The organism is Alloyangia pacifica, from assembly GCF_003111685.1.
In the GTDB taxonomy this organism is placed as follows: Bacteria; Pseudomonadota; Alphaproteobacteria; order Rhodobacterales; family Rhodobacteraceae; genus Salipiger; species Salipiger pacificus_A.
Window position 1 is genome coordinate 1,445,969 of record NZ_CP022189.1, and the last position, 24,258, is coordinate 1,470,226.

At 66.1% G+C, this 24,258-nt stretch carries 23 protein-coding genes; 14 read left to right on the plus strand and 9 right to left on the minus strand.

The annotated features are described in order from the left end of the window. Positions 1 to 27 precede the first annotated feature (27 nt). The 3 genes from CEW88_RS06945 to CEW88_RS06955 all read right to left on the minus strand — a co-directional run bounded on the left by CEW88_RS06945 (position 28) and on the right by CEW88_RS06955 (position 2,897). Positions 28 to 1,446: a protein adenylyltransferase SelO gene (locus CEW88_RS06945; RefSeq protein ID WP_108965375.1), complete on the minus strand. Its 1,419-nt coding sequence runs from the start codon at positions 1,444 to 1,446 to the stop codon at positions 28 to 30. Between the two features lie 75 nt (positions 1,447 to 1,521). Beyond that, on the minus strand, positions 1,522 to 1,965 hold the full coding sequence (locus CEW88_RS06950) for a GNAT family N-acetyltransferase (RefSeq protein ID WP_108965377.1): 444 nt from the start codon (positions 1,963 to 1,965) through the stop codon (positions 1,522 to 1,524). Next, positions 1,962 to 2,897 (minus strand): nucleoside hydrolase, encoded by a 936-nt coding sequence (locus CEW88_RS06955; protein WP_108965378.1) that lies wholly within the window; start codon positions 2,895 to 2,897, stop codon positions 1,962 to 1,964. Before CEW88_RS06955 ends, CEW88_RS06950 begins: the two co-directional genes overlap by 4 nt. A 254-nt stretch (positions 2,898 to 3,151) precedes the next feature. On the opposite strand from CEW88_RS06955, the gene zwf reads away from it, so the two are divergent. The 4 genes from zwf (at position 3,152) to CEW88_RS06975 (ending at position 7,656) form a co-directional block, all read left to right on the plus strand. Next, positions 3,152 to 4,609 carry a glucose-6-phosphate dehydrogenase gene (gene zwf / locus CEW88_RS06960; protein WP_108965380.1) on the plus strand — a complete coding sequence of 486 codons (1,458 nt, stop codon included), beginning with the start codon at positions 3,152 to 3,154 and terminating at the stop codon, positions 4,607 to 4,609. After that, positions 4,606 to 5,283 carry a 6-phosphogluconolactonase gene (pgl, locus tag CEW88_RS06965; RefSeq protein WP_108965382.1) on the plus strand — a complete coding sequence of 226 codons (678 nt, stop codon included), beginning with the start codon at positions 4,606 to 4,608 and terminating at the stop codon, positions 5,281 to 5,283. Before zwf ends, pgl begins: the two co-directional genes overlap by 4 nt. 39 nt (positions 5,284 to 5,322) lie before the next feature. Next, complete coding sequence (gene pgi / locus CEW88_RS06970) at positions 5,323 to 6,903, plus strand: glucose-6-phosphate isomerase (protein WP_108965384.1); 1,581 nt, start codon at positions 5,323 to 5,325, stop codon at positions 6,901 to 6,903. A gap of 111 nt (positions 6,904 to 7,014) precedes the next feature. Further along, on the plus strand, positions 7,015 to 7,656 hold the full coding sequence (locus CEW88_RS06975; protein ID WP_108965386.1) for a PRC-barrel domain-containing protein: 642 nt from the start codon (positions 7,015 to 7,017) through the stop codon (positions 7,654 to 7,656). Positions 7,657 to 7,710: 54 nt separating this feature from the next. On the opposite strand, the gene CEW88_RS06980 is transcribed toward CEW88_RS06975, so the two are convergent. Beyond that, entirely contained in the window at positions 7,711 to 8,133 is a 423-nt protein-coding gene (locus CEW88_RS06980; protein WP_108965388.1) for a cupin domain-containing protein, read from the minus strand. Positions 8,134 to 8,237: 104 nt separating this feature from the next. Between CEW88_RS06980 and CEW88_RS06985 the strand changes: the two genes are divergently transcribed. After that, complete coding sequence (locus CEW88_RS06985) at positions 8,238 to 8,858, plus strand: holin-associated N-acetylmuramidase (RefSeq protein WP_108965390.1); 621 nt, start codon at positions 8,238 to 8,240, stop codon at positions 8,856 to 8,858. Then, a complete protein-coding gene (locus tag CEW88_RS06990; RefSeq protein WP_108965392.1) occupies positions 8,849 to 9,364 on the plus strand; it encodes a holin family protein in 516 nt (171 codons plus the stop codon). The genes CEW88_RS06985 and CEW88_RS06990 overlap by 10 nt, the downstream gene beginning before the upstream one ends. Before the next feature lie 110 nt (positions 9,365 to 9,474). Here CEW88_RS06990 and CEW88_RS06995 read toward each other — a convergent pair whose 3' ends face one another. Then, positions 9,475 to 10,044 (minus strand): YcbK family protein, encoded by a 570-nt coding sequence (locus CEW88_RS06995; protein ID WP_108965394.1) that lies wholly within the window; start codon positions 10,042 to 10,044, stop codon positions 9,475 to 9,477. 336 nt (positions 10,045 to 10,380) lie between these two features. On the opposite strand from CEW88_RS06995, the gene CEW88_RS07000 reads away from it, so the two are divergent. From CEW88_RS07000 to CEW88_RS07015, 4 genes are read left to right on the plus strand one after another with little or no spacing between them, the layout of a single operon-like run. Further along, positions 10,381 to 12,054 carry a L,D-transpeptidase family protein gene (locus CEW88_RS07000; protein ID WP_108965397.1) on the plus strand — a complete coding sequence of 558 codons (1,674 nt, stop codon included), beginning with the start codon at positions 10,381 to 10,383 and terminating at the stop codon, positions 12,052 to 12,054. A 30-nt stretch (positions 12,055 to 12,084) separates the two neighbouring features. Further along, positions 12,085 to 13,197, plus strand: coding sequence for a UDP-3-O-(3-hydroxymyristoyl)glucosamine N-acyltransferase (locus CEW88_RS07005; protein ID WP_108965399.1), 1,113 nt, complete (start codon positions 12,085 to 12,087; stop codon positions 13,195 to 13,197). A 45-nt stretch (positions 13,198 to 13,242) separates the two neighbouring features. Next, positions 13,243 to 13,503: an acyl carrier protein gene (locus CEW88_RS07010; RefSeq protein ID WP_108965401.1), complete on the plus strand. Its 261-nt coding sequence runs from the start codon at positions 13,243 to 13,245 to the stop codon at positions 13,501 to 13,503. After that, the gene (locus CEW88_RS07015; RefSeq protein WP_108965403.1) at positions 13,500 to 14,708 is read left to right on the plus strand and encodes a beta-ketoacyl-[acyl-carrier-protein] synthase family protein; all 1,209 of its coding nucleotides are present in this window, start codon (positions 13,500 to 13,502) and stop codon (positions 14,706 to 14,708) included. Before CEW88_RS07010 ends, CEW88_RS07015 begins: the two co-directional genes overlap by 4 nt. A 110-nt stretch (positions 14,709 to 14,818) precedes the next feature. Here the strand turns inward: CEW88_RS07015 and gap are convergent, their stop codons facing one another. After that, the gene (gene gap / locus CEW88_RS07020; RefSeq protein WP_108965405.1) at positions 14,819 to 15,820 is read right to left on the minus strand and encodes a type I glyceraldehyde-3-phosphate dehydrogenase; all 1,002 of its coding nucleotides are present in this window, start codon (positions 15,818 to 15,820) and stop codon (positions 14,819 to 14,821) included. Between the two features lie 244 nt (positions 15,821 to 16,064). Here gap and CEW88_RS07025 point away from each other — a divergent pair, with 244 nt between their 5' ends. Continuing rightward, on the plus strand, positions 16,065 to 17,033 hold the full coding sequence (locus CEW88_RS07025; protein WP_108967608.1) for a DUF808 domain-containing protein: 969 nt from the start codon (positions 16,065 to 16,067) through the stop codon (positions 17,031 to 17,033). Between the two features lie 137 nt (positions 17,034 to 17,170). Here CEW88_RS07025 and tkt read toward each other — a convergent pair whose 3' ends face one another. After that, positions 17,171 to 19,189 (minus strand): transketolase, encoded by a 2,019-nt coding sequence (gene tkt / locus CEW88_RS07030; RefSeq protein ID WP_108965407.1) that lies wholly within the window; start codon positions 19,187 to 19,189, stop codon positions 17,171 to 17,173. A 318-nt stretch (positions 19,190 to 19,507) separates the two neighbouring features. Between tkt and CEW88_RS07035 the strand changes: the two genes are divergently transcribed. Together CEW88_RS07035 and CEW88_RS07040 are read left to right on the plus strand one after the other, a co-directional pair. Further along, positions 19,508 to 20,017 (plus strand): hypothetical protein, encoded by a 510-nt coding sequence (locus CEW88_RS07035; RefSeq protein ID WP_108965409.1) that lies wholly within the window; start codon positions 19,508 to 19,510, stop codon positions 20,015 to 20,017. Beyond that, a complete protein-coding gene (locus CEW88_RS07040; protein ID WP_108965410.1) occupies positions 20,017 to 20,439 on the plus strand; it encodes a cell division protein ZapA in 423 nt (140 codons plus the stop codon). The genes CEW88_RS07035 and CEW88_RS07040 overlap by 1 nt, the downstream gene beginning before the upstream one ends. Before the next feature lie 186 nt (positions 20,440 to 20,625). On the opposite strand, the gene eno is transcribed toward CEW88_RS07040, so the two are convergent. Then, positions 20,626 to 21,903, minus strand: coding sequence for a phosphopyruvate hydratase (gene eno, locus CEW88_RS07045; RefSeq protein WP_108965412.1), 1,278 nt, complete (start codon positions 21,901 to 21,903; stop codon positions 20,626 to 20,628). Positions 21,904 to 22,152: 249 nt separating this feature from the next. Between eno and CEW88_RS07050 the strand changes: the two genes are divergently transcribed. Next, positions 22,153 to 23,340 (plus strand): mechanosensitive ion channel family protein, encoded by a 1,188-nt coding sequence (locus CEW88_RS07050; RefSeq protein ID WP_108965414.1) that lies wholly within the window; start codon positions 22,153 to 22,155, stop codon positions 23,338 to 23,340. A 16-nt stretch (positions 23,341 to 23,356) separates the two neighbouring features. Here the strand turns inward: CEW88_RS07050 and CEW88_RS07055 are convergent, their stop codons facing one another. After that, positions 23,357 to 24,247, minus strand: coding sequence for a DMT family transporter (locus CEW88_RS07055; RefSeq protein WP_108965416.1), 891 nt, complete (start codon positions 24,245 to 24,247; stop codon positions 23,357 to 23,359). Positions 24,248 to 24,258: the final 11 nt, after the last annotated feature.

Genomic DNA, 24,258 nt, shown 5'->3' on the forward strand with positions numbered 1-24,258 from the left:
GGAGTTGCCGGTCGTGCCGGCGCCGGCTCATGTGCCGCAGAAGGTCGCTTGAACAACCTCCGAGGGCAGCGGCGGGCGGCGCAGGTCGTCTGCCTCGGGCTGATCCTCGTAAGGCCGCGAGAGCACCACGTTGAGGTGATGAAAGAGGCTCTCGTCGCCCTCCATCGCGGCGGCGATCATCTGCTCGACGCGGTGATTGCGCGGGGTGAAGGCGGGGTTGGCCGCGCGCATCCGCGCTTCGGGAGCGCTTTCTTCGGAGATGCGCTCCTGCCAGCGGGCATGCCAGGCGTCATAGGCGGTGCGGTCGGCGATTTCGTCGCGGGCCGAGCCGCTGGCGAGGGCGCGGAAGGTGTTGGTGAAGTCCGAGCCGCCCGCCTGCATCATCTGCAGCAGGTCGGCGATCAGCCGCGCGTCCTCGGGGTCCGGCGCGCCAAGGCCGAGCTTGGCGCCAAAGCGGGTCAGCCAGGCACCCCGGATGAGGTTGGGCATGGCGTTGATGATCTCGGTGAACTCGGTCACCGCCGCATCTTGGTCCTGCACGAGCGGCACCATGGCGGTGGCAAGCTGGGCCATGTTCCACACGATGATGTCGGCCTGCGCCTGGTAGGCATAGCGCCCGTGCTGGTCGATCGAGGAATAGACCGTGTCCGGGTGATACTGGTCCATGAAGGCGCAGGGGCCGTAGTCGATGGTTTCGCCCGAGAGCGTGCAGTTGTCGGTGTTCATCACCCCGTGGATGAAGCCGAGCGACATCCACTGCGCCACCAGCTCGGCCTGGCGCTGACAGACGGCGGCAAGCATCTCGCCGGGGGTGCTGGTCTCGGGGTAGTGGCGCGCGCGGGTGTACTCGTAGAGCTGCTGCAGCTCTGGGTACTGCTGGCGCGAGGCGAAAAGCTGGAAGGTTCCGACGCGGATGTGGCTCGCGGCGACACGGGTGAAGACAGCGCCGGGCAGGATGGTCTCGCGGTAGACATCATCGCCGGTGCGCACCGCCGCAAGCGCGCGGGTGGTGGGCACGCCAAGCGAGTGCATCGCCTCGGACAGCACGTATTCTCGCAGCACTGGCCCCAGCGCCGCCCGCCCGTCGCCGCGGCGCGAAAAGGGGGTGGGGCCCGAGCCCTTGAGCTGGATGTCGCGGCGCAGGCCGGCCCTGTCGATCACCTCGCCGAGCAGCAGTGCCCGCCCGTCGCCGAGTTGCGGAGAGAAGCCGCCGAACTGGTGGCCGGCGTAGATCTGGGCGAGCGGGTTCGCCCCCTCGGGCAGCGTGTTGCCGGAGAAGATCGCCGCGAGCAGCGGATCATCCGTACCGGTGATGCCAAGCTCCCCGGCCAGTGCCGTATTGAAAGCGATGAGCTTCGGGGCGGCGACGCGGGCGGGCGCAACCCGCGCGTAGAAGGCCTCGGGCAGGCGGGCATAGCTGTTGTCGAAGGGGATCGAAAGGGTCATGACAGTCCAGATAGGCAGAGCTGGCGCTCCGCGAAAGGGGGCTTGCGAGAGAGAGCGGCGGTTCGGGCGCGGCTCTCAGAGCGCGCAGCGCATCAGCGCGGCGCCGCGGTCCTGCAGGCGGGCCCGGCGGCAGAAGCGCTGCAGGTGTTCGTCCTCGCGGTCGACCTCCATCTGGAGGGCGGTGATGCCGCCCTGCCGCAGCGCCTGGGTGAGCTGGAACAGCGCCTCGCTGCCCATGCCGCGGCTGCGCACCGCGGGGCGGATGTAGAGCTGGTCGATCGTGCCGGTCATGCCGCCGCTTTCCACCGACCAGCCAAAGCTGACCACCACGTATCCGACCGGCGCCTTGCGCGGGCCGATGAGCCAGGCGGCGCCCTGCGGCGCGCCCTCGAGCAGCGGTGTCAGCGCTGCGGTGATCCGGGCCTCGTCAGGCTCGGTGCCGCGCTCTGCCTGGAAGCTGGCGACCATGGGCAGCAGCCGTTCGAGATCGTCGGAACCGGCGAGGTGCAGGGATTTCATAGCTTGGCCAGCCTTTCGGTGAGCAGGGTGAAGAAGGCGTCGGCATCCAGATCGCCGATGAAGGTGGCGTTGGGCGCGCGGCCCGAAACCCCCCACCAGTCGGCCACCGTCATGCCGAGGGTCAGCTCGGAAACGGTCTCGATTTCGACGTTGATGTGCCGACCCGAAAAGATCTCGGGAGCCAGAAGATAGGCGGTGACGCAGGGATCGTGCAGCGGCGCGCCTTCGGAGCCGTATTTCTCCAGATCGAAGCGCTCGAAGAAGTCGGTCATCTCGGCCACGGCCATGCCCACCGGCGTGCCGAGCGCGCGGATCGCGTCGTTGCGCGGCTTGGTCACCAGCGCCTTGTGAGTCACGTCGAGCGGCATGACCACCAGCGGGACGCCCGAGCCGAAGACCTCGGCGGCGGCCTCGGGATCGACGTAGATGTTGAACTCTGCGGCGGGGGTGTAGTTGCCGACCTCGAAATAGGCACCGCCCATCAGGACGATTTCCTGCACGCGGTCGACGATGTCGGGGGCGCGGCGGAAGGCGGTGGCAATATTGGTGAGCGGGCCGAGCGGGCAGAGCGTGACCGTGCCCGAGGGCTCGGCGCGCAGCGTGTCAATGAGGAAGTCGACCGCGTGGCGCTCCTGCAGCGGCATCACCGGCCCGGGCAGTTCCGGGCCATCGAGACCGGTCTTGCCGTGCACGTGCTCGGCGGTCACCAGCTTGCGTTCCAGCGGGACGTCGCAGCCGGCGAAGACGGGGATGTCGGTGCGGCCGGCCAGTTCGCAGACCATGCGGGCATTGCGCGAGGTCAGGGGCAGCGGCACGTTGCCCGCAACGGCGGTGATCCCCAGCACCTCGAGTTCGGGTGAGGCAAGGGCCAGAAGGATGGCGACCGCGTCATCCTGCCCGGGGTCCGTGTCGATGATGATGCGTCGTGCCATGGCCCGCCCCGATTTTTTTCCCGCGCCCAAGGCGTGGTCTTGTTGCTGTCGTTTTGTTCTGCCCTTGCGTCGCACGGGCGACCCGCCGGTTCAAGCGATCCGTCGGCCTTCGGCAAATGGTTACCGGTGCGCTTTATCTTTCCCCCTGGCATTGCCGCGCTGCCGCAGGATGTTAGACTCGCGCGCAGCAATGCGGTAGGCAGGGCTCGGTTAGCGCTAACCGACGTAATATGAGAATCGGAGACAGGCCCTAGATGGTTTCCCGCGTCATTCCCGTCGATCCTTTCGACCTGGTCATTTTCGGAGGCACCGGCGATCTTGCGCGCCGCAAGATCCTGCCCGGCCTTTATCGCCGCTACTGCTCGGGGCAGATGCCTGAGGGCTCGCGGGTGATCGGCGCCGCGCGCTCCGAGATCTCGGTGGATGAATACCGCGACATGGTGCGCGAGGCGATCCTCGAGTTCGGCAAGGCCAAATGCGATGATACGTCGCTCGGTGAGTTCCTCGAACTGCTGGGCTATGTCGCCGTGGACGCCCGCGGCGAAAGCGGCTGGTCCGAGTTGAAAGAGGCTCTGCGCGACGACGATGGGGTTGTGCGGGCCTTCTACTTCTCGGTCGGGCCGAGCCTCTTCGGCGATCTTGCCGAACAACTGCGCAGCCACGGGCTGACCAATCCCGACGCGCGGATCGTCGTCGAGAAGCCCTTTGGCCACAATCTCGAATCTGCCCGCGCGCTCAACGCCGAGCTGGCCCGGCACTTCGACGAAAAACAGATCTACCGGATCGACCACTACCTCGGGAAGGAGACTGTGCAGAACCTGATGGCGGTGCGCTTCGGCAATATGCTGTTCGAGCCGCTGTGGAATGCGCAATACGTCGACCACATCCAGATCACGGTGGCCGAAACCGTCGGCGTCGGCGGGCGCGGCAGCTACTACGACAAGTCCGGCGCGATGCGGGACATGGTGCAGAACCACCTGATGCAGCTGCTCTGCCTCATCGCCATGGAGCCGCCGGCGCGCTTCGAGCCCGACGCGGTCCGCGACGAGAAGCTCAAGGTGATCCGCGCGCTCGACCCGGTTGATCCCGACAGCATCGTGCGCGGCCAGTACACCTCGGACGGCGAGGTGAACTCCTACCGCGAGGACGTCGAAAACCAGGCATCGCGGACCGAGAGCTTCATCGCGATGAAATGCTACATTTCCAACTGGCGATGGGCAAATACCCCGTTTTATCTACGCACGGGTAAAAGGCTCTCGGCGCAGGCCTCCGAGATCGCCGTGGTGTTCAAGGACGCGCCGCATTCGATCTTCGGCATGGACGCCGGGCGGCACCGCAACATGCTGTCGATCCGCCTGCAGCCGAACGAGGGCATGACGCTGGGCGTCACCATCAAAGAGCCGGGGCCGGGCGGCATGCGTCTTGTCGACGTGCCGCTCGACATGTCCTTTGCCGATGCGCTGGGGCCGGATGCCGCAGATGCGCCCGACGCCTACGAGCGGCTGATCATGGACGTGATCCGCGGCAACCAGACGCTGTTCATGCGCGGCGACGAGGTGGAGGCCGCCTGGGCCTGGACCGATCCGCTGATCGAGGGCTGGGAACGCCGCGGCGATCATCCCAAGCCCTATGATGCAGGGAGCACCGGGCCGGACGATGCCGCTTTCCTGATCAACAGGGACGGCCGCCGCTGGCGGGGGATCAAGACATGAGCTACGAGTTCCGCGACTATCCCGACCGCGAGATGCTGGCGATCGACCTTGCCAACATGATCGCCGGAGAGCTGCGCGCGCAGCTCGACCATTCCAAGCGCGTGTCTCTCGCGGTGCCCGGTGGCACATCGCCCGGGCCGATCTTCGACAGCCTCAGCGCGACTTCGCTCGACTGGAACCGGGTCGACGTGCTGCTTGGCGACGAGCGCTGGGTGCCCGAGACTTCGGACCGGTCGAACACCCGCCTGCTGCGCGAGCGTCTGCTGACCGGCAAGGCTGCGGCGGCACGGCTGCTGCCGCTCTACGCCGAGGCCGAGACCCCCGAGGAGAAGCTTGAGGAACTGGCCGAGGCGATACGGGCCTCGCTGCCGCTCGGCGTGGTTCTGCTGGGCATGGGCGCCGATCTGCACACCGCCTCGATCTTCCCCGGCGCCGACCGGCTTGCCGAGGCCCTGTCGCCGGATGCGCCGATCCTCTTGCCGATGCGCGCGCCCGGTGCGCCCGAGCCGCGGATCACCCTGACCGCGCCGGTTCTGGGCGGGGCCCTGAACAAGCACGTGCTCATCTTCGGGGCAGAAAAGCGGGCTGCGCTGGAAAAGGCCAAGGGTCTGCCGCCCGAGGAGGCGCCGATCAATGCGGTGCTCGATCAGGCGGTGGTGCACTGGGCCGAGTGACGCTATCAGACGGAACGGATCAACAGGGGACGTACCTCCATGTGGGATGACCTGAAACGCCTCGCGGCCGCACGTGAAGGCCGGCGCATCGACGCGCTCTTCGCCGAGGATGCCGCGCGGGCAGAGACTTTCTCGGTCGAGGCCGAGAGGATGCTCTTCGACTACTCCAAGACGCAGGTCGACGCCGAGGTGCTGGAGGCGCTTCTGGCCGTGGCGCGCGGCGCCGACGTCGAGGCGCGGCGCGAGGCCATGTTCGGCGGCGCCAAGATCAACGAGACCGAGGGCAGGGCGGTGCTGCACACCGCGCTGCGCAACCTTGCCGGAACGCCGGTCGAGGTGGACGGCGCCGACGTGATGCCCGAGGTGCTGGACACGCTCTCGCGCATGGAGGCGCTGGCCGCCGAGGTGCGCGGCTCGAAGATCACCGACGTGGTCAACATCGGAATCGGCGGCTCGGATCTTGGCCCCAAGATGGGCACCATCGCGCTTGCGCCCTATCACGACGGCCCGCGTTGCCACTTCGTTTCCAACGTCGATGGCGCGGATATCGCCGATGCGCTGAAGCTCTGCGATCCCGAGACGACACTCTTCGTCATCGCCTCCAAGACGTTCACCACCATCGAGACCATGACCAACGCGCGCACCGCCTGGGACTGGCTCGAAGCGAAGGGCGTGAGCACCGAGGGCAAGTTCGTCGCGCTCTCGTCCAATGCCGAGAAGGCGGGCGAGTGGGGCATCCCGGCGAGCCGCGTCTTCGGCTTCGAGGATTGGGTTGGCGGGCGCTATTCCATGTGGGGGCCGATCGGCCTGTCGATGATGATCGCCATCGGCCCGGAGAACTTCCGCGCGTTCCTCGAGGGCGGGCAGGCGATGGACACGCATTTCCGCTCGGCCCCGCTGGAGGCGAACATGCCGGTTCTGCTGGCCCTCGTCGGCATGTGGCACAATCAGGTGCTGGGCTACGCCACCCGCGCCGTGCTGCCCTACGAGAACCGGCTCGCCCGGCTGCCCGCCTACCTGCAGCAGCTCGAGATGGAGAGCAACGGCAAGTCGGTGGCGATGGACGGCGAGACCCTCGGCTTCGACAGTGGCCCGGTGGTCTGGGGCGAGCCCGGGACCAATGGCCAGCACGCCTTCTACCAGCTCATCCACCAGGGCACGCGGGTGATCCCCTGCGAGTTCATGGTCGGCGCGCGCAGCCACGAGCCCAAGCTGCGCCACCACCATGAGCTACTGCTGGCCAATTGCTTTGCCCAGTCCGAGGCGCTGATGCGCGGACGCGATCTGGACGAGGCGCGCGGCAAGGTTGCCGGCAAGTTCGAGGGCGCCGAGCTGGAGCGCCAGGCCAAGCACAGGGTTTTCCCGGGCAATCGCCCCTCGACCACGTTGGTGTATCCGATGCTCGATCCGCGCACGCTCGGGATGATCGTGGCGCTCTACGAACACCGTGTCTTTGTCGAGGGGGTGATCCTCAACATCAACTCCTACGACCAGTGGGGCGTGGAGCTCGGCAAGGAGCTGGCGACCGCGCTTGGGCCGATTGTCTCGGGCAAGGAAAGCGCCGAGGGCAAGGATGGCTCGACCCGGCGACTGGTCGCATTCGCGCAGCGCGATATGTAAAAAAGTTCCACGATATCAATGCAATTAAAATCGGGGCGCGGTCGGAACACGACCGCGCCCCGCGTGTTGAGAGGGCAGACAAGACGACGACTTCCCTAAGGAGGAGCTACCATGAAACGTCTCACCACTACCGCCGCCCTCATCGCCCTCGTTGCCGGTTCGGCTGCCTACGCGCAGGAAACCAGCATGGACGCTGCCAAGGACAACGCGGACGCAGCCGTGCAGAATGCTGAGCAGGCAATGGAGAACACCGGCGACGCGGTTGCTCAGGAAACCAACGAAGCCGTGGCCGAAGGCGAGCAGGCACTTGACGCAGCTGGCGACAAGATGGCCGAAGCTGGCGCCGAGATGAAGCAGGAAGCCGGCGAGATGGCTACTTCGGCCGAAAACATGTTCAACGGCTCGCCCGACGGGCTGATCCGTACCCGCGACATCACCGGCGGTGCCGTCTATGCGGTCGACGCGGATGGCGACATGTCGGACTGGGATGAAGGCATGACTTACGACACCGTCTCGGAAGACTGGGACAACGTCGGCGAGATCGAAGACATCGTGCTGAACTCCGACGGTTCGTTCCGCGGCATCGTGGCCGAGGTTGGCGGCTTCCTCGACATCGGTGACAAGCACGTGCTGCTCGAGATCGACAACGCCAAGTTCGTTCCGATCGATGACGGCGAGTACTCGGTCGTGACCAACATGACCAAGGACCAACTGATGGAACTTGAAGACATCGACGAAGGCCCGATGAACTAAGGTTCTTTTCCAGCATCCATGCGGCCGGGGCGTCTTGCCCCGGCCGTTTTGCGTTCAGGGTATGTCGAAGCCCGACGCGGCCAGTTCGAACCCCTCGAAGCGAAAGCCGGGCGAGACGGTGCAGCCGACCAGCGTCCAGTCGCCGAGGCTGCGCGCCGCCTGCCAATGCCCCTCGGGCACAATGAGCTGAGGCCGCGCGCCCGCGCCAAGGTCCGGCCCGAGCACGTGAACTTCCTTGGGGCCTGCCTCGGTCTGTGCCATCGAGAGCTCCAGCGGCGCCCCGGCGTAGAAATGCCAGATCTCCACCGCGTCGACCCGGTGCCAGTGGCTGCGCTCGTCGCCCCTCAGCAGGAAATAGATGCAGGTGCCGGCCGGCCGCGTTCCATCGTCGGCTCTGGCGATCCAGGTTTGCCGATAGTGCCCGCCCTCGGGGTGGGGGGCGAGCCCGAGCAGCCCAATGATGCCTTCCGCTGTCATGTTCCCCTGCACAACCCCTCCGAACGCTCTGATGAAACTCCGTTTACCCCTTGTGGCAGACCATGGGGCCTCCGGGAACCCATCGGTGAAGCAGGAGGCCGACGATGACCGAAACCCCAGAGCTGCGCCGCATTGCGCAGGAAATTGTCGCGCGCGAAGGCGGCTATGTTGATGATCCGGATGATCCGGGCGGCGCCACGAACCACGGCGTCACGCTCGGCACCCTGCGGCGGCTTGGGAGGGACCTCGACGGAGATGGCGATGTCGACAGGGCGGACCTGCGGCGGCTCGGCGAAAGCGAGGCCGCGACCATCTTCCTGCGCGACTATTTTCACGCGCCGCGCATCGACGCGCTGCCAGAGGTTCTGCAACCCTCGGTCTTCGACATGTACGTCAATGCCGGAGCCGGCGCGGTGAAGCTGCTGCAACGCCTGCTGAACGAGATGGGGGAGGCGCTTGAGGAAGACGGTGTCATTGGCCCGCAAACCGTCGCGGCGGCCCGCCGGGCCGTGGCTGCGGCACCGGACCATATCGCCGATGCCTACGGGATCGCGCGTCGGAACTACTACTTCGCGCTGGCGGACCGCCGCCCGGCGAGCCGCAAGTTCGCCCGCAGCCGCGCGGGCGGCAAGGGGGGCTGGATCCGCCGCGCCGAGACCTTCATCTCGCCGCGGTTCCGCCTGACCGACGATCAGTTTCGCGCCCGGGTGGCGGCATGGGGCTGATCGACCGGATTCTCGCCGCGCTCGCCGGCACCGGCGGCAGCGTGATCCGCGAGACCGCCGAGGTGTTCCGGGAAAACGCCGAGGCCGCCTCGGCGCGCGACGTGGGGCTGCGCGCCGCCGCGCTCGAGCAGTTCGCCCGCGAATTCGGGCGCCCGGCCACCTCCCGTTTCGACCGGCTGGTGGACGGGCTCAACCGTCTGCCGCGCCCGGCCATGGCCTTCGGCGCGCTGGGTCTTCTCGGCAGTGCCATGACCAGCCCCGAGTGGTTTGCCGCGCGCATGCAGGGGCTGGCGTTGGTACCCGAGCCGCTGTGGTGGCTTTTGGGCGCGGTTGTCAGCTTCTACTTCGGCGCCCGCCACCAGACAAAGGGACAGGCTTTTCAGCGCGAGATCGCGACCAGCCTCGCGCGGGCCGCGCGCCCTTCGCCCGAGCCGCGAGACTTGGCGCCCGCCGAGGAAAATGCCGCCCTCGACGAATGGCGTGCCTTGCGCTCGGGTGCCGCGTAAGCCATTGCCGCGAGGCGGAAATGCCTTGGTAGAGCCGCCTCCGGACCCTCCGGAAAGACAAAGGGCGCCCCATGGGCGCCCCTGTCACACAAAAGAACCGAAAGAGCCGCTCAGCTGCCCCAGCTGCGCACCGGGCCGCAATCCATGTGCACGAAGTTCGAGCTGGAGTAGCGGCCGACGCCGCCCGCGTTGCACGAGGCCGCGGCGCGTGCCATCTGGTTGACCGAGCGCGAGTTGAGCCTCAGGTCGGCTGCTTCGCCCTTGAGGTGACGCGAGTTCTTGGCAACCCCCGAGGACCGGGCCCGGAGCATCGCGTTGGTTTTCGGGCAGCGGTAGCCCGAGATCAGCATGTAGGGTTCGCTCACGTCCATGAGGTTGTGGGCTGCCGTCATGATGTCGATGGTGCGTGCGTCGATGTTTTTCACATCGTTGCTGCGCCAGTCGCGCATAAAGTAGGAAATTTCCTTGAGCGCGTCGGGGATGTACTCCCCTTCGATCCAGTAGATCATGTTGAGCGTCTCGCCAGTGCGGGCGGAGTACATCCGCAGGCGGCGCACGTCGCCCGCGCCGCGCAGGAAACCTGCCGCGCTTGCGTAAGTGGGTGCTGCCGTGACGAGAGTTGCCGCGAACGCGCCAAGAAGGCCACGCCGCGAGATGCCGCTAGCTGTTTTGTCTGTCATGTGAAGCGCCTGTCCCGTTTAGTCGCTGTGCCTGTTTGTTCCGCCTCGTTGGGCGGACCTACCATCTTTCCCCCAGATGTGCGGCTTTTATGGCACAGGAAAATTTATCGATGAAGGATATTTTGCTACCCCTAGTGGGTTCCGCGGCAAAATCGGCGAAATTTTGCGCAGACGCCGAGAAGCAACCTTCCGGCCAGAGGGAACCTCGGCGCCGACTGTGCATTGGCGTATCAGCGGTGGAAAACTCGCCGATCACGCGCGATTGTGTGTGGACAAGCCCCACCGCCGCACCGGAAAATCGCCGATAGGCATGAATGCAGAATATTACGGGTCGACATGGGTAAATTGCGGAATCTCCGGCGTGGTAGCGGTCTTGTGGGCCTTGTTCTGGCAGGGGCGCTGATCGCGCTGCCGGCGGGGCGCGCCGGCGCTCAGGAACTGTCGCAGGGGCTCTCGGAGCAGGTTGCCCAGGACGTCACCCAAGGTCTTTCCATGACCGCCTACCGCCAGGCGGTGGCCGAGAATCTCTCGGGCAACGAGGGGCTTGCGGCGTTCTACCGGATGCGGGATTTCGCCCCGATCTGGACCGGCCCGGACGACACCGCGGCACTGCGGCGGGCGGCGCTGATCGAGGCGTTCGGCACGGCCTCTGTGCACGGGCTTCCCACGCAGCGCTACGATCTCGACGGTCTGATCCGCAAGATGCGCCATGTCGAGGGCGAGCGCGCCCGCGGCGAGCTCGAGGTCGAGCTCAGCCGCGCCTTCCTGCAATACGCCCACGATCTGCAGAGTGGCATCCTCAACCCGCATGACGCCGACAGCGGCATCAAGCGCGAGGCGCCGCGGCGCGACCCGAAGATCCTGCTCGAGGTGCTGGCGGCAAGCGACCCGCACCAGGTGCTGCAACACCTTGCGCCGTCCTCGGATGAATACGCCCGTCTGCTGCGCGCCAAGCTGAAGCTCGAGAAGATCGTCTCCCGCGGCGGCTGGGGCCCGACCGTGCGCACCGCCAAGCTCGAGCTGGGCCAGCGGGGTGGCGATGTGATTGTGCTGCGCGACCGGCTGATCGCCATGGGCTATCTCGAACCGACGCTCTCGGCCGAATATGACGACACGCTGCGCAGCGCGGTGATGCGCTTCCAAGAGAGTCACGGGCTGGCGGTGGACGGCGTTGCCGGGTCGAGCACGCTCAGCCAGCTCAACATCTCTGCCGAGGACCGGCTGAAATCGGTTCTCGTGGCGATGGAGCGCGAGCGCTGGCTGAACCTGCCTGAGGGGCTCGGCAAGCGGCATATCATGGTCAACCTTACCGATTTCCATGCCGAGATCGTTGATGACGGCAAGGTCACCTTCGAGACGCGCTCGGTGGTCGGCTCGCCCGAGGATGACCGGCGCACGCCGGAATTCTCGGACAAGATGGAATTCATGGTGATCAACCCGTCGTGGTACGTGCCGCGCTCGATCGTGGTCAAAGAATATCTGCCGCTGCTGCGCAACAACCCCGGTGCCGCGGGCCATCTAGAGATCACCGACCGTCAGGGTCGGCCGGTGAACCGAGCCAACGGGTTCTCGCAATACACCGCGTCGAGCTTCCCCTTCGCCATGCGCCAGCCGCCGGGGCCGCGCAACGCGCTGGGGACGGTGAAATTCATGTTCCCCAACAAGTACAATATCTACTTGCATGACACGCCGTCGAAATCCCTGTTCGACCGCAACCAGCGCACCTTCTCGCACGGCTGCGTCCGCCTGAGCGACCCGCATGACTTCGCCTATGCGCTGCTGGCGCCGCAGACCTCGGATCCGGTGAGGTTCTTCCAGTCGAAGCTCGGGACCGGGCGCGAGACACGGGTGAACCTCGACCAGCCGGTGCCGGTGCACCTGATCTACCGGACCGCCTTCACCACGGTGAAGGGAGAGATGGAATATCGCGCCGATGTCTACGGCCGAGATGCGCGGATCTGGGATGCGCTGAGTGCCGCAGGGGTGGTACTGGCGGGCGGGCCGAGTTAAATCCTCGGGGAGAGCATCCCGGAGGACCCAATGTCCCTAGACAGCACCGTACACACCCACAGCATTGCCCAGATCGCCGCCGCGCTTGGTCTGCCGGCCGAGGGCGACCTCGAAATCCGCATCACCTCGGTGGCCGAACCGGCGCAGGCTGGCGAGGACCAGTTGGCGCTGGCGATGAAACCCGAGTTTGCCGCCCAGATTGGCGACGGCCAGGCGCGCGCCGCCATGCTCTGGGAAGGCGCTGACTGGCAGGCCATGGGGCTCAAGGCGGCGATTCTCGCGCCGCGCCCGCGCCACGCGCTCTCGGGGCTTTCGGCGATGCTCGACCGTGGCAATGGCTATGGCGAGGGCATCCATCCGACCGCGCTTGTCGATCCGAGCGCCGAGCTTGGCGAGGGCGTGTCCGTCGGTCCCTACACGGTGATCGGCGCGCGGGTGAAGATCGGTGCGCGCTCGGTGATCGGGCCGCAGGTCTTCATCGGCGAAGACGCCACCCTCGGCGAGGACGCGGTGATCCACTCGGGCGTGCGCATCGGCGCGCGCTGCACCATCGGCAAACGCTTCTTCGGCCAGTTCAACTGCGCCATCGGCGGCGACGGCTTCAGCTACGTGACCCCCGAGGTCTCGGGCGTGGAGAAGGCCCGCGCCAGCCTTGGCGAGGAAGGCACCCAGCAGGCACAGCAATGGGCGCGCATCCACTCGCTCGGCGCGGTCACCATCGGTGATGACTGCGAGGTCGGCGCCAATGCCACCGTCGACCGCGGCTCGGTGCGCGACACCCGCATCGGCAATGGCACCAAGATCGATAACCTCGTGATGATCGGCCACAACGTGGTGGTCGGAGACAACACGTTGATCTGCGGCTGCTGCGGCATCGCCGGCTCGACCAAGATCGGCAGCAACGTCGTGCTCGCCGGGCAGACGGGTGTGTCGGACAATATCTTCATCGGCGACAACGTGATCACCGGCGGCGGCACCAAGGTGCTGTCGAACATCCCCGCAGGCCGCGTAATGCTTGGCTACCCGGCGATGAAAATGGAAACACACGTCGAGACTTACAAGGGGCTGCGCAGATTGCCACGGCTCTTCAAGGATGTCGCCGAACTCAAGAAATCTGTTTCCAAGCTCATGGGGAATGAGTAAGCCGACGCTGACACTGACGCTGCGACGACAAAGGGAGCGCCGCACATGACTGTGAAAGACAAGGTCATCGAGATCATCGCCGAGCAGGCCGTGCTCGAACCTTCGGACGTGACGATGGACAGCACGCTCGAGGATCTGGGGATCGACAGCCTTGGTCTCGTCGAGAGCATCTTCGCCATCGAGGAAGCTTTCGATATCTCGGTTCCGTTCAACGCCAACGAGCCCGAACAGAGCGATTTCGACATCTCCTCGGTGGCGAGCATCGTCGCCGGGATCGAAAAGCTGGTGGCCGAGCAGGCGGCGTGAAACGGGTCGTCATTACCGGGGCAGGCACCATCAACGCGTTGGGGCGCGGGGTGCCTGCAACCTTCGAAGCCATGCGCGAGGGGCGCTGCGGCATCGGGGAACTGGACTTCCGGGACGTCGAACGCCTGGCCATCCGCATCGGCGGGCAGGTCAAGGGCTACGAGCCGGAAGACACCTTCAACCGCCAGCAGCTTGCGCTCTACGACCGCTTCACGCAGTTCGCACTGATCGCGGCGCGCGAGGCCATCGCGCAGTCGGGGCTGGAATTCCACGGCGACATGGCGGACCGTTCGGGCGTGGTGCTGGGCACCTCGGGCGGCGGTCTGACCACGCAGGACGAGAACTACCGCTCGGTCTACGAGGAGGGCAAGAACCGCGTTCACCCCTTTGTCGTGCCCAAGTTGATGAACAACGCCGCCGCCAGCCATGTCAGCATGGAGTTCAACCTGCGCGGCCCAACCTTCACCGTCGCCACCGCCTGCGCCAGTTCGAACCACGCGATGGGGCTTGCCTTCCAGATGGTCCGCTCGGGCGCCTGCCCGGCGATGATCACCGGGGGATCCGAGTCGATGCTCTGCTTCGGCGGGGTGAAGGCCTGGGAAGGGCTGCGGGTCATGTCCAAGGATGCCTGCCGCCCGTTCTCGGCCAACCGAAATGGCATGGTGCAGGGCGAGGGCGCGGGGGTCTACGTCTTCGAGGAGTATGACCACGCGAAAGCGCGCGGCGCCGACATCCTCGCCGAGGTGGTCGGCTTCGCGATGACCTCGGACGCGGCCGATATCGTCATGCCCAGCAAGCAGGGCGCGGCCCGGGCGATCTCGGGCGCGCTGCGCGACGGCAGGATCGATCGCGACGAGGTGGGCTACATCAACGCCCATGGCACTGGCACCGCCGCCAACGACAAGACCGAATGCGCCGCCGTGGCCGATACCATGGGGCCGCAGGCCGATCGCCTGATGATCTCCTCGACCAAGTCGATGCATGGCCATTGCATCGGCGGCACCGGCGCCGTCGAGCTTTTGGCCTGCATCATGGCGCTGCGTGACGGGGTGATCGCGCCCACCATCAATCACGAGGAATTCGACGCCGAATGCGCGCTCGACGTGGTGCCCAACGAGGCGCGCGAGGCGGATGTTTCGGTGGTGCTGTCGAACGCGTTTGCCTTTGGCGGGCTGAACGCGGTGCTGGCGCTGCGCAAGGTCTAGGGGCGTTGCCCGAAAGTACGAGCTGACGTGCAAAAGGGCGGCCAGATCGGCCGCCCTTCGTTATTTTCGCTGGTCCCGAAAGTTCCGCGCGCGGGATCGGCTTTCGCGGATCAGTGCAGGGTGCGCCCCAGGACCGCGGCGACATCCGCCATGCGGGCCGAAAAACCCCATTCGTTGTCGTACCAGGCCAGCACCCGGACGGTGCGGCCGATGACTTTGGTCTGGTCCGGTGCGAAAATCGAGCTGTGCGTCGTGTGGTTGAAATCGATCGAGACCTTGGGCTCGGGATCATAGGCCAGAACCGATCCCATACGGCCGCCTGCGGCCTCGCGGATGATCTCGTTGACGTCGGCGACGGTCACGTCCTTGCCGGCCTGGAAGGTCAGGTCCACGGCCGAAACGTTCGGCGTCGGCACCCGGATGGACGAGCCGTCGAGCTTGCCCTTGAGGTTCGGTAGCACCTCGCCGAGCGCCTTGGCGGCCCCGGTGGAGGTGGGGATCATCGCCATGGCGGCGGCACGGGCGCGATAGAGGTCCTTGTGGCGGCGGTCCAGCGTCGGCTGATCGCCGGTGTAGGAGTGGATCGTGGTCATGATCCCGCTCTCGATGCCGATCGCCTCGTCGAGCACCTTGGCCAGCGGCGCCAGCGCATTGGTGGTGCACGAGCCGTTGGAGATCATCGTGTGACCCTTCTCCAGATCGCGGTGGTTCACACCGTAGACGATGGTCTTCTGCACGTTCTTGGCCGGGGCCGAGATCAGCACCGACTTGGCGCCCTGATGAATGTGCTGCACGGCCTTCTCGCCGTCGTTGAAGTTGCCGGTGCATTCCAGAACGACGTCGCAGCCGGTCCAGTCCAGCTCTTTCATGTCGTAGGTCGACATGACCTCCATCGGGCCACGGCCGATGTCCATTGTGGTGCCGTTGACCCGCACCTCGGCGCCGAAGCGGCCATGCACGCTGTCATAGCGCAGCAGGTGGGCGGCGGTCTCGAGCGGGCCGGTGGCGTTGATCTTCACCACCTGCACGTCGTTGCGCGCGCTCTCGGCGATATGGGCGAGGGTGCAGCGGCCAATGCGGCCGAATCCATTGATGCCGACGGTCACGGTCATGGAGCGGTCTCCTGGTCAGGAAAGGGGAGGAAGTGGGATAACTTTCTTACTCGTATACAGAGGTGTGCCGTCGCAGCAACGCGAAAAATAGAGGAATTGCAGTATGTTAGCGATAAAATACGCTGCGGGCGCTAACATGGCGAACTGGTAGCGCATAAGCTTAGGCAGTGCCCTCGCGGCAGCTGCGCGCTTGCACTATGGCGGCACCGGATTACCTTTGGTCGCAAACAGCACGGAGCAGAACATGAGCGGACTTCTCGCGCTTCTCGACGACGTGGCGGGAATCGCCAAGATCGCGGCGGCCTCGGTCGATGACATCTCGGCCAGCGCCGCAAAGGCCGGCTCCAAGGCCGCGGGCGTGGTGATCGACGACGCCGCGGTGACACCGAAATACGTGGCCGGCTTCGAGCCGAAGCGCGAACTGCCGATCATCTGGCGCATCGCCCGCAGCTCGGTGTTCAACAAGGTGGTGATCCTGCTTCCGCTGGCCCTGCTGTTGTCGAGTTTCGCGCCCTGGCTGCTGCCGCCGCTGCTGATCGCCGGCGGCTCCTTCCTGTGCTTCGAGGGAGCCGAAAAGGTTCTGCACGTCCTGAAGCCCGGACATGAGAAGACCAATCCGGAAAAGCAGGTCGAGAAGGGCGACCCGGTGCACCTCGAAGAGCAAAAGGTGAAGGGGGCGATCAAGACAGACTTCATTCTCTCGGCCGAGATCATGACCATCTCTCTTTCGGCCATCGAGGTCACCGAGGTCTGGATCAAGGCGATCGCGCTCGGGCTGGTCGGCGTCGGCATCACCGCATTGGTCTATGGCGCGGTGGCGCTGATCGTGAAGATGGACGACATCGGCCTCTGGCTCACCCGCGTCGGTCGTCTTGGCGCCACACGGGCGCTCGGGCGCGGCATCGTCAAGGGGATGCCGATTGTCATGTGGCTGCTGTCGACGGTCGGCACCGTGGCGATGCTCTGGGTCGGCGGCTCGATCCTTGTGCATTCGCTGGCGCAGATGGGCTGGCACATGCCCGAGGAGACGATCCACCACCTCGCCGAAAGCGCGGCACATCTGGTCCCCGAAAACCTGCAACCGGCGGCGCTGTGGATCGTCACGGCGGCCTGCGACGCGGTGCTCGGCGTGATCTGGGGGATGATCCTCGTGCCGATCATCACCAAGCTGGTTCTGCCGCTCTTCGGCAGCAGCAAAAAGGCGGCGCACTGAGCGCCGCCCCGGTCACCTAGGTCAGTCAACGAAAAAGGGCGCCCCGCGAGAGGCGCCCTTTTTATGTCTTGTCTTTACGAATACGCCGGGGGTGAGCCAGAGGGGCGAGGGGGCAGCGCCCCCTCGCGGCGTCTGGATCAGAGCAGAGCCTTGGCCTGTCCGACGACGTTCTCCGCAGTGATTCCGAACTTCTCGTAAAGAACCTCTGCCGGGGCCGAGGCGCCGAAGCTGTCCATGCCGACAAACGCCTGTTTCGCTTCGCGGCCGCGTTCGCCGAGCAGCCAGCGGTCCCAGCCGCCGAGGCGGGTTGCCGCCTCGATGCCGACGCGGACCGGGCCGGCCGGCAGAACGCGCTTGCGGTAAGCCTCGTCCTGCTGTGCGAAGAGCTCCATGCAGGGCATGGAGACGACGCGGGTGCCAATGCCCTCGGCCTGCAGCGCGTCGCGCGCGGCGAGCGCGATCTCGACCTCCGAGCCGGTGGCGATCAGGATCACCTGGCGCTTACCCTCTGCCTCGGCGAGCACATAGGCGCCTTTCGAGGTCAGGTTGTTCGTCTTGTGCTCGCGGCGCACGGTCGGCAGGTTCTGACGGGTCAGCGACAGCACCGAGGGCGTGCCTTTCTGCGTCAGCGCCACTTCCCAGGCTTCCGCGGTCTCGACGGTGTCCGCGGGGCGGAACACCAGCGTGTTCGGGGTCGCGCGGCTGATCGCCAGATGCTCGACCGGCTGGTGCGTCGGGCCGTCCTCGCCGAGGCCGATGGAATCGTGGGTCATCACGAAGACCGTCGGGATCTGCATCAACGCGGCGAGGCGCATCGCCGGGCGCGCGTAATCGGTGAAGGCCATGAAAGTGCCGCCATAGGGGCGCAGCCCGCCGTGCAGCGCCATGCCGTTCATCGCCGCGGCCATGCCGTGCTCGCGGATGCCCCAGTAGACGTAGCGGCCTTTGCGGCTATCCACATCGAAGACACCGAGGTCACCGGTCTTGGTGTTGTTCGAGCCGGTGAGGTCGGCCGAGCCGCCCACGGTCTCGGGCATGATCGGGTTGACCACCTCGAGCACCATCTCCGAACTCTTGCGGGTGGCGACCTTCGGGCCTTCTTCCGAGACCTGCTTCTTCAGCGCGCGGATCACCGCCGAGAGCTTCTTCGGCGCGTCGCCGTCCTGCTGGCGGGTGAATTCCTTCTGCCGGCTGTCCGACAGGGCGGCAAAGCGCTCTTCCCACTCGACGCGGTCGGCTGCGCCGCGGCTGCCGACCTCTTCCCACCAGCTCTTCACCTCGGCGGGCACTTCGAACGGGCCATAGGCCCAGCCCCAGTTCTCTTTCGCCGCGGTGTTCTGCTCGGCGTTGGTCAGCGCGCCGTGACCCTTGGAGGTGTCCTGCGCCGCGTGGCCAAGCGCGATATGCGTCTTGCAGGCGATCATCGTCGGCTGGGCGCTCTTCTTTGCTGCGGTGATGGCCGCGTCGATCGCCTCGGGATCATGGCCGTCGATCTCGATGACTTCCCAGCCAGCCGAGCGGAAGCGGCCAACTTGGTCGGTCTTGTCCGACAGTTCGACCTTGCCGTCGATGGTGATGCCGTTGTTGTCCCAGAAGACCACGAGCTTGCCGAGGCTGTAGCGGCCGGCGAGGGTGATCGCCTCCTGGCTCACGCCCTCCATCAGGCAGCCGTCGCCGGCGATGACATAGGTGTGGTGGTCCACGACCTTCTTGCCGAAGCGGGCACGCAGGATCTCTTCGCCCATGGCGAAGCCGACGGCGGTGGCGATGCCCTGGCCGAGTGGACCGGTGGTGGTCTCGATGGCATCGGCGTGGAAGTTCTCGGGGTGGCCGGCGGTGCGGGCGCCCCACTGGCGGAAGTTTTTCACCTCATCGAGGGTGATCTGTTCGTCACCCGCGAGATAGAGCAGCGAGTAAAGCAGCATCGAGCCATGGCCAGCCGAGAGGATGAACCGGTCGCGGTCCGCCCAGGTCGGGTTCTTGGCGTCGAACTTCAGGTGCTTGGAGTAAAGCACTGTGGCCACGTCGGCCATGCCGATGGGCATGCCGGAGTGGCCGGAATTTGCAGCGGTGACCGCGTCCAGCGTCAGCGCGCGGATGGCGCAGGCGCGGGTCCAGTGGTCGGGGTTCTTGGCTTTGAGTGCAGAAATGTCCACGGGGCTTTGTCCTCTTGCCGGAAGCCTGTCATCGGGCTCAATAGCAGCGCTACGGATAAGTTCAAGCGCAGTGGCCGGAACTTGTCATGCGCAGGATGAAGCACGCGCCCTAAGGCCTTGGAACATATGGCGCGCATTTTCCGGGCCCGCTTGTTATCCTTTCCCCGAACGGGGGCGCATTGATTCGCCTTTCCAAACTCTTTGGTATAGGTCGGCAACACCCGGATGCGCGCCGCCACGGGCGATGCCGCAAGCACGGTCCGAAAGGCACGCGGAACAGATGACACTCGGAAAGAGGCAAGGAATAAGGGACGCAGGATGAGCCAGATCGACGAGTTGCACTCCAGGATCACGCGCGCGCTCGACCGTATCTCGACGGGAGTCGAGGCGCTGGGGCCGGCGCGGTCGGCCGCGGAGGGCGGCGCGGAAAGCGAGATTGCCACCGCTCTGGAAGAGGAGCGCATGGCCAACTCCCAGCTCGAGGAGCGGGTGCGGCAACTGCACGCGCAGCTGGAAAATCCGCCGGAAGGCGCTGCAGGAGCCGAGGCCCTGGCGGCACAGCTCGCCGAGCAGCAGGAGGCCCTTGCGGCGCTCGACGGCGAGTTGCAGCGGCTGCGCCAGGCCAATGACATGCTGATGCGGTCACAGGCCGAGATGCGCGCCGCGCTCGAGGCGGGCATCGGCGAGCCGCATCTGGTCAACCAGGCCATGCTGGCCGAACTCGACTCGCTGCGCGCCGCGCGCGGTGTCGAGGAAGCCGAGGCGCGGGCGCTGCTGGCGGGGCTGACCCCGGTGCTGGCCGCCGCGACCAATCCGGAGGAGCTGTGATGTCGCAGATCGAAGTCGAGATCCCGATCGGCGGTCGCCTCTTCGAGGTCGCCTGCCAGGAGGGCGAAGAGCAATATCTTCAGGCCGCCGCGCGCATGCTGGACACCGAGGCGCAGGTGCTGGTCGGTCAGATCGGCCGCATGCCCGAGGCGCGTATGCTGCTGATGGCCGGGCTGATGCTGGCAGACAAGACCGCCGGCCTCGAGGATCGCCTGCGCGAGACCGAGGACCGGCTGCGCGAAGCCGAAGAGCGCATGGGCGCCATGGCCGCCGAGGTGCGCGCCCTGCGCGATGCCCCGCCGCCTGAAGCCGAGCGCGTCGAGGTGCCGGTGATCCCGCGCAGCCTGACCGAGGCCATGGCCGAGCTTGCCGCCCGCGCCGAGGCGCTGGCAGAGGCGGTCGAGGAAAAGAGCGCGTCCTGACCCGGTCTTCCGAGAGCAGGTGATTTCGAGGAATCCGCGCAGCGGACGGGGCGAGCCCCCTCCGAGCCTGGTGCTCCCGGTGACGCCGGGACGGGGCGTATTGCAAAGACCAGAAGCGCAGGGCGGCGGCCTATAGAAAAAGGGCGGGGAAATTCCCCGCCCTTCGCCATTCTTGGTGGTCCGAGATCAGCGCTTGAGGATCGAGCGGCCGGCGTATTCCGCCGCTTCGCCCAGCATTTCCTCGATGCGGATCAGTTGGTTGTACTTGGCGAGCCGGTCTGAGCGGGCCAGCGAGCCGGTCTTGATCTGGCCGCAGTTGGTGGCGACAGCGAGGTCGGCGATGGTGGCATCCTCGGTCTCGCCCGAGCGGTGCGACATCACGTTGGTGTAACGCGCGCGGTGAGCCATATCGACGGCCTTCAGCGTCTCGGACAGGGTGCCGATCTGGTTGACCTTGACCAGCATGGAGTTGGCCACGCCCTGATCGATGCCCATGGCAAGGCGCTCGGGGTTGGTGACGAAGAGATCGTCGCCGACCAGCTGAACCGATGCGCCGAGTTTCTCGGTCAGCAGCTTCCAGCCTTCCCAGTCATCCTCGGCGCAGCCGTCCTCGATCGAGATGATCGGGTAGTCTTCGCAGAGCTTGGCAAGGTAGTCGACGTTCTGGGCGGAGCTGAGCGAGAGGCCTTCGCCCTTCATCTCATACTTGCCGTCCTTGAAGTATTCGGTCGAGGCGCAGTCGAGCGCGAGGTAGATGTCCTCTCCGGGCTTGTAGCCGGCCTTCTCGATGGATTTCAGGATGAAGTCGAGCGCGTCCTTGGTCGAGGCCAGCTCGGGCGCAAAGCCGCCCTCGTCGCCGAGACCGGTCGACATGCCCGCCGCCGAGAGTTCCTTCTTCAGCGTGTGGAAGATCTCGGAGCCCATGCGCACGGCTTCGCCGATGCTGGTCGCCGAGACCGGCATGATCATGAATTCCTGAATGTCGATCGGGTTGTCGGCATGCTCGCCGCCGTTGATGATGTTCATCATCGGCACCGGCAGGACGCGCGCCGAGGTGCCGCCGACGTAGCGATAGAGCGGCTGGCCGGTGAACTCTGCCGCCGCCTTGGCCACGGCGAGCGACACGCCGAGGATGGCGTTGGCGCCGAGCCGGCCCTTGTTGTCGGTGCCGTCGAGCTCGATCATCGCCATGTCGATGGCCAGCTGCTCGGTGGCGTCAAAGCCGACGATGGTTTCGGCGATCTCGCCGTTGACTGCGGCCACCGCCTCGAGCACGCCCTTGCCCATGTAGCGCGCCTTGTCGCCGTCGCGCTTTTCCACGGCCTCGTGCACGCCGGTCGAGGCGCCCGAGGGCACCGCGGCGCGGCCCATGGTGCCGTCTTCCAGCGTGACGTCGACTTCGACGGTGGGGTTGCCCCGGCTGTCGAGGATCTCGCGGGCGTGAATGTCGATGATGATGCTCATGGGTCCCTCGCAAAGGAATGGGTTCGCGACGAGCTATAACAGGGGTTCGGCAGATGTAAACAATGACGGTAACGCTAACATAGCCTATTCCCATGGGGTTGCGCTAACAACTCCATGGGCTTGCAGGATTGTTTTTTGCCCCTGGGGAAATGGCCTCTAGGTTTTTGCTGCAGACGCATAGGCAATGATCAGCAGGAAAGGCCGCGAGAGGGGTGCCGAGGGGAGGACGGTGCCGCGCGGACGTGATGCATGGAAGACGAACTCAGCCAGATCGGCCAGCAGGTGGCCGACATCTCCGAGCTCGACCAGCTCGAACAGCAGGTGGCGGACTTTTCGGAGACGGTCGAGGCGATCATCCCTGTGTTGCCGGGTTGGGTGATGCCCACGGCGGTGCTCGGGGTGGCCTTCATGGTCGGGGTGCTGGCGTTCCGGCTGGTCTTCGGCCTGCTGACCCGGATGGTGGAGAAGCGCGAACTCTTCTGGCGCAGCCTCGTGTCGCGCACCCGCCGTCCGCTGCGCATGGGTCTGGTGGTGTTCTTCCTGGCCATAGGCGTGGCGGTGGCGCCGCTCGATGCGACGTGGCGCGACCTCGCGCAGCACGCGCTGCTGATCGCCTTCATCGTGCTGGTGGCCTGGGTGGTGCACACCGCGCTGCACATCTGGACGACGGTGCGGCTTAGGAAATTCTCGCTCGATGCCGAGGACAATTTCCTGGCGCGCAAGCACGTCACGCAGAGCCGCATCCTCGTGCGTCTTACCGGCTGGCTGATCCTCATCGTCACCATCTCGGCGATCCTGATGACCTTTCCGGGGGTCCGCCAGTGGGGCGTGTCGCTTCTGGCCTCGGCGGGGGCGGCGGGCATCGTGGTGGGCTTTGCCTTCCAGCCGGTGCTGAAGAACCTGATCGCCGGCATCCAGCTTGCCATCACCCAGCCGATCCGCATCGACGACGCGGTTATCGTCGAGGGCGAATGGGGCTGGATCGAGGAGATCACCGGCACCTATGTGGTGATCAAGATCTGGGACTGGCGGCGGCTGATCGTGCCGCTGAGCTACTTCATCGAACAGCCCTTCCAGAACTGGACGCGGGACGGATCGTCGCTGATCGGCGGGGTGCTGCTCTATCTCGACCATTGCGCCGACATCGGCCGGATCCGCGAGAAGATGACCGAGATCTGCCGCGAGAGCGAACTTTGGGACGGCAACGTGTGCCATCTGCAGGTGAACGACTTCCGCGAGCGTGTGATGGAGATCCGCATCCTCGCCTCGGCGCGCAACGCGCCGCGCACCTATGACCTGCGCTGCGAGATTCGCGAGAAGCTGATCACCTGGATCCAGCGCGAGATGCCCGAGGCGCTGCCGCGGACCCGCGAGACCGTCTCGGTGGACGCGGCCAACAGCGTCAGGGCGCCTGGGATCGAGGTCGTGGGGGGATGAGGCGAAAGCCGGGGGCTCAGAGCCCCCGGGTGACGTCCCGCTGCCGCGCGCGGGCCAGCCGGTGCTCGCGCACGAAGGTGTAGAGCCCGGCGGCGAGGATGAGCGCGGCGCCGGCGAAGGTCCAGCCGTCGGGGCGCTCGCCGAAGATCAGCATGCCAAGGCTCGCGGTAAAGATCAGCCGGGTGTAGCGGAAGGGCGAGACCGCCGCGACCTCGGCCATGCGCATGGCGTTGGTCACCGCGAGATAGCCGGCCGCGGTGACGGCCACAGCGGCCAGCATCGGCGCCACGGCGGGCAGGGTGAAGACCGGGGCGCGGCCCGAGACGATCAGCAGCACGAGGCCTACGGGCGCGATCGACACCATGCCCCAGGCCGAGACGACGATCGAAGGCAGCGCGGCGGGCAACGTGCGGGTCACCAGATCCCGCGCGGCAAGGCCAATCACACCCACGACGGCGAAGATCTCCCAGCCGGTAAATTCCGCGCCGAAGGGGCGGATCACCATGAGCATGCCGACAAGACCGACACCTATCGCCGTCCAGCGGCGCCAGCCGACCGTCTCGCCAAGGAACAGCGCCGCGCCCAGTGTCACCGCCAGCGGCGCGGTCTGCATGATCGCCGCCATCACCGAAAGCGGGATGTAGGTCAGCCCGACGATCATCCCGAGCCCGCCGACCATTTCGAAGAGGTTGCGCAAAAGCACGCGCGGATGCAGCGCATCGGCGCGGCGCAGCGGCAGCTTCTTGAGCCGGGCGAGGATCAGGAAGACGCAGCAGCCGCCAAGCCCGATGGCCATCATGACCTGACCGGAGGGCGCCTGCAGCGTCGACAGCTTGATGAAGGCGTCGCTGAGAGCCAGCAACGCCATGCCAAGCACCATCAGGGCGATGGCGCGGAGGGTGTCCATGGTCTTGTCTT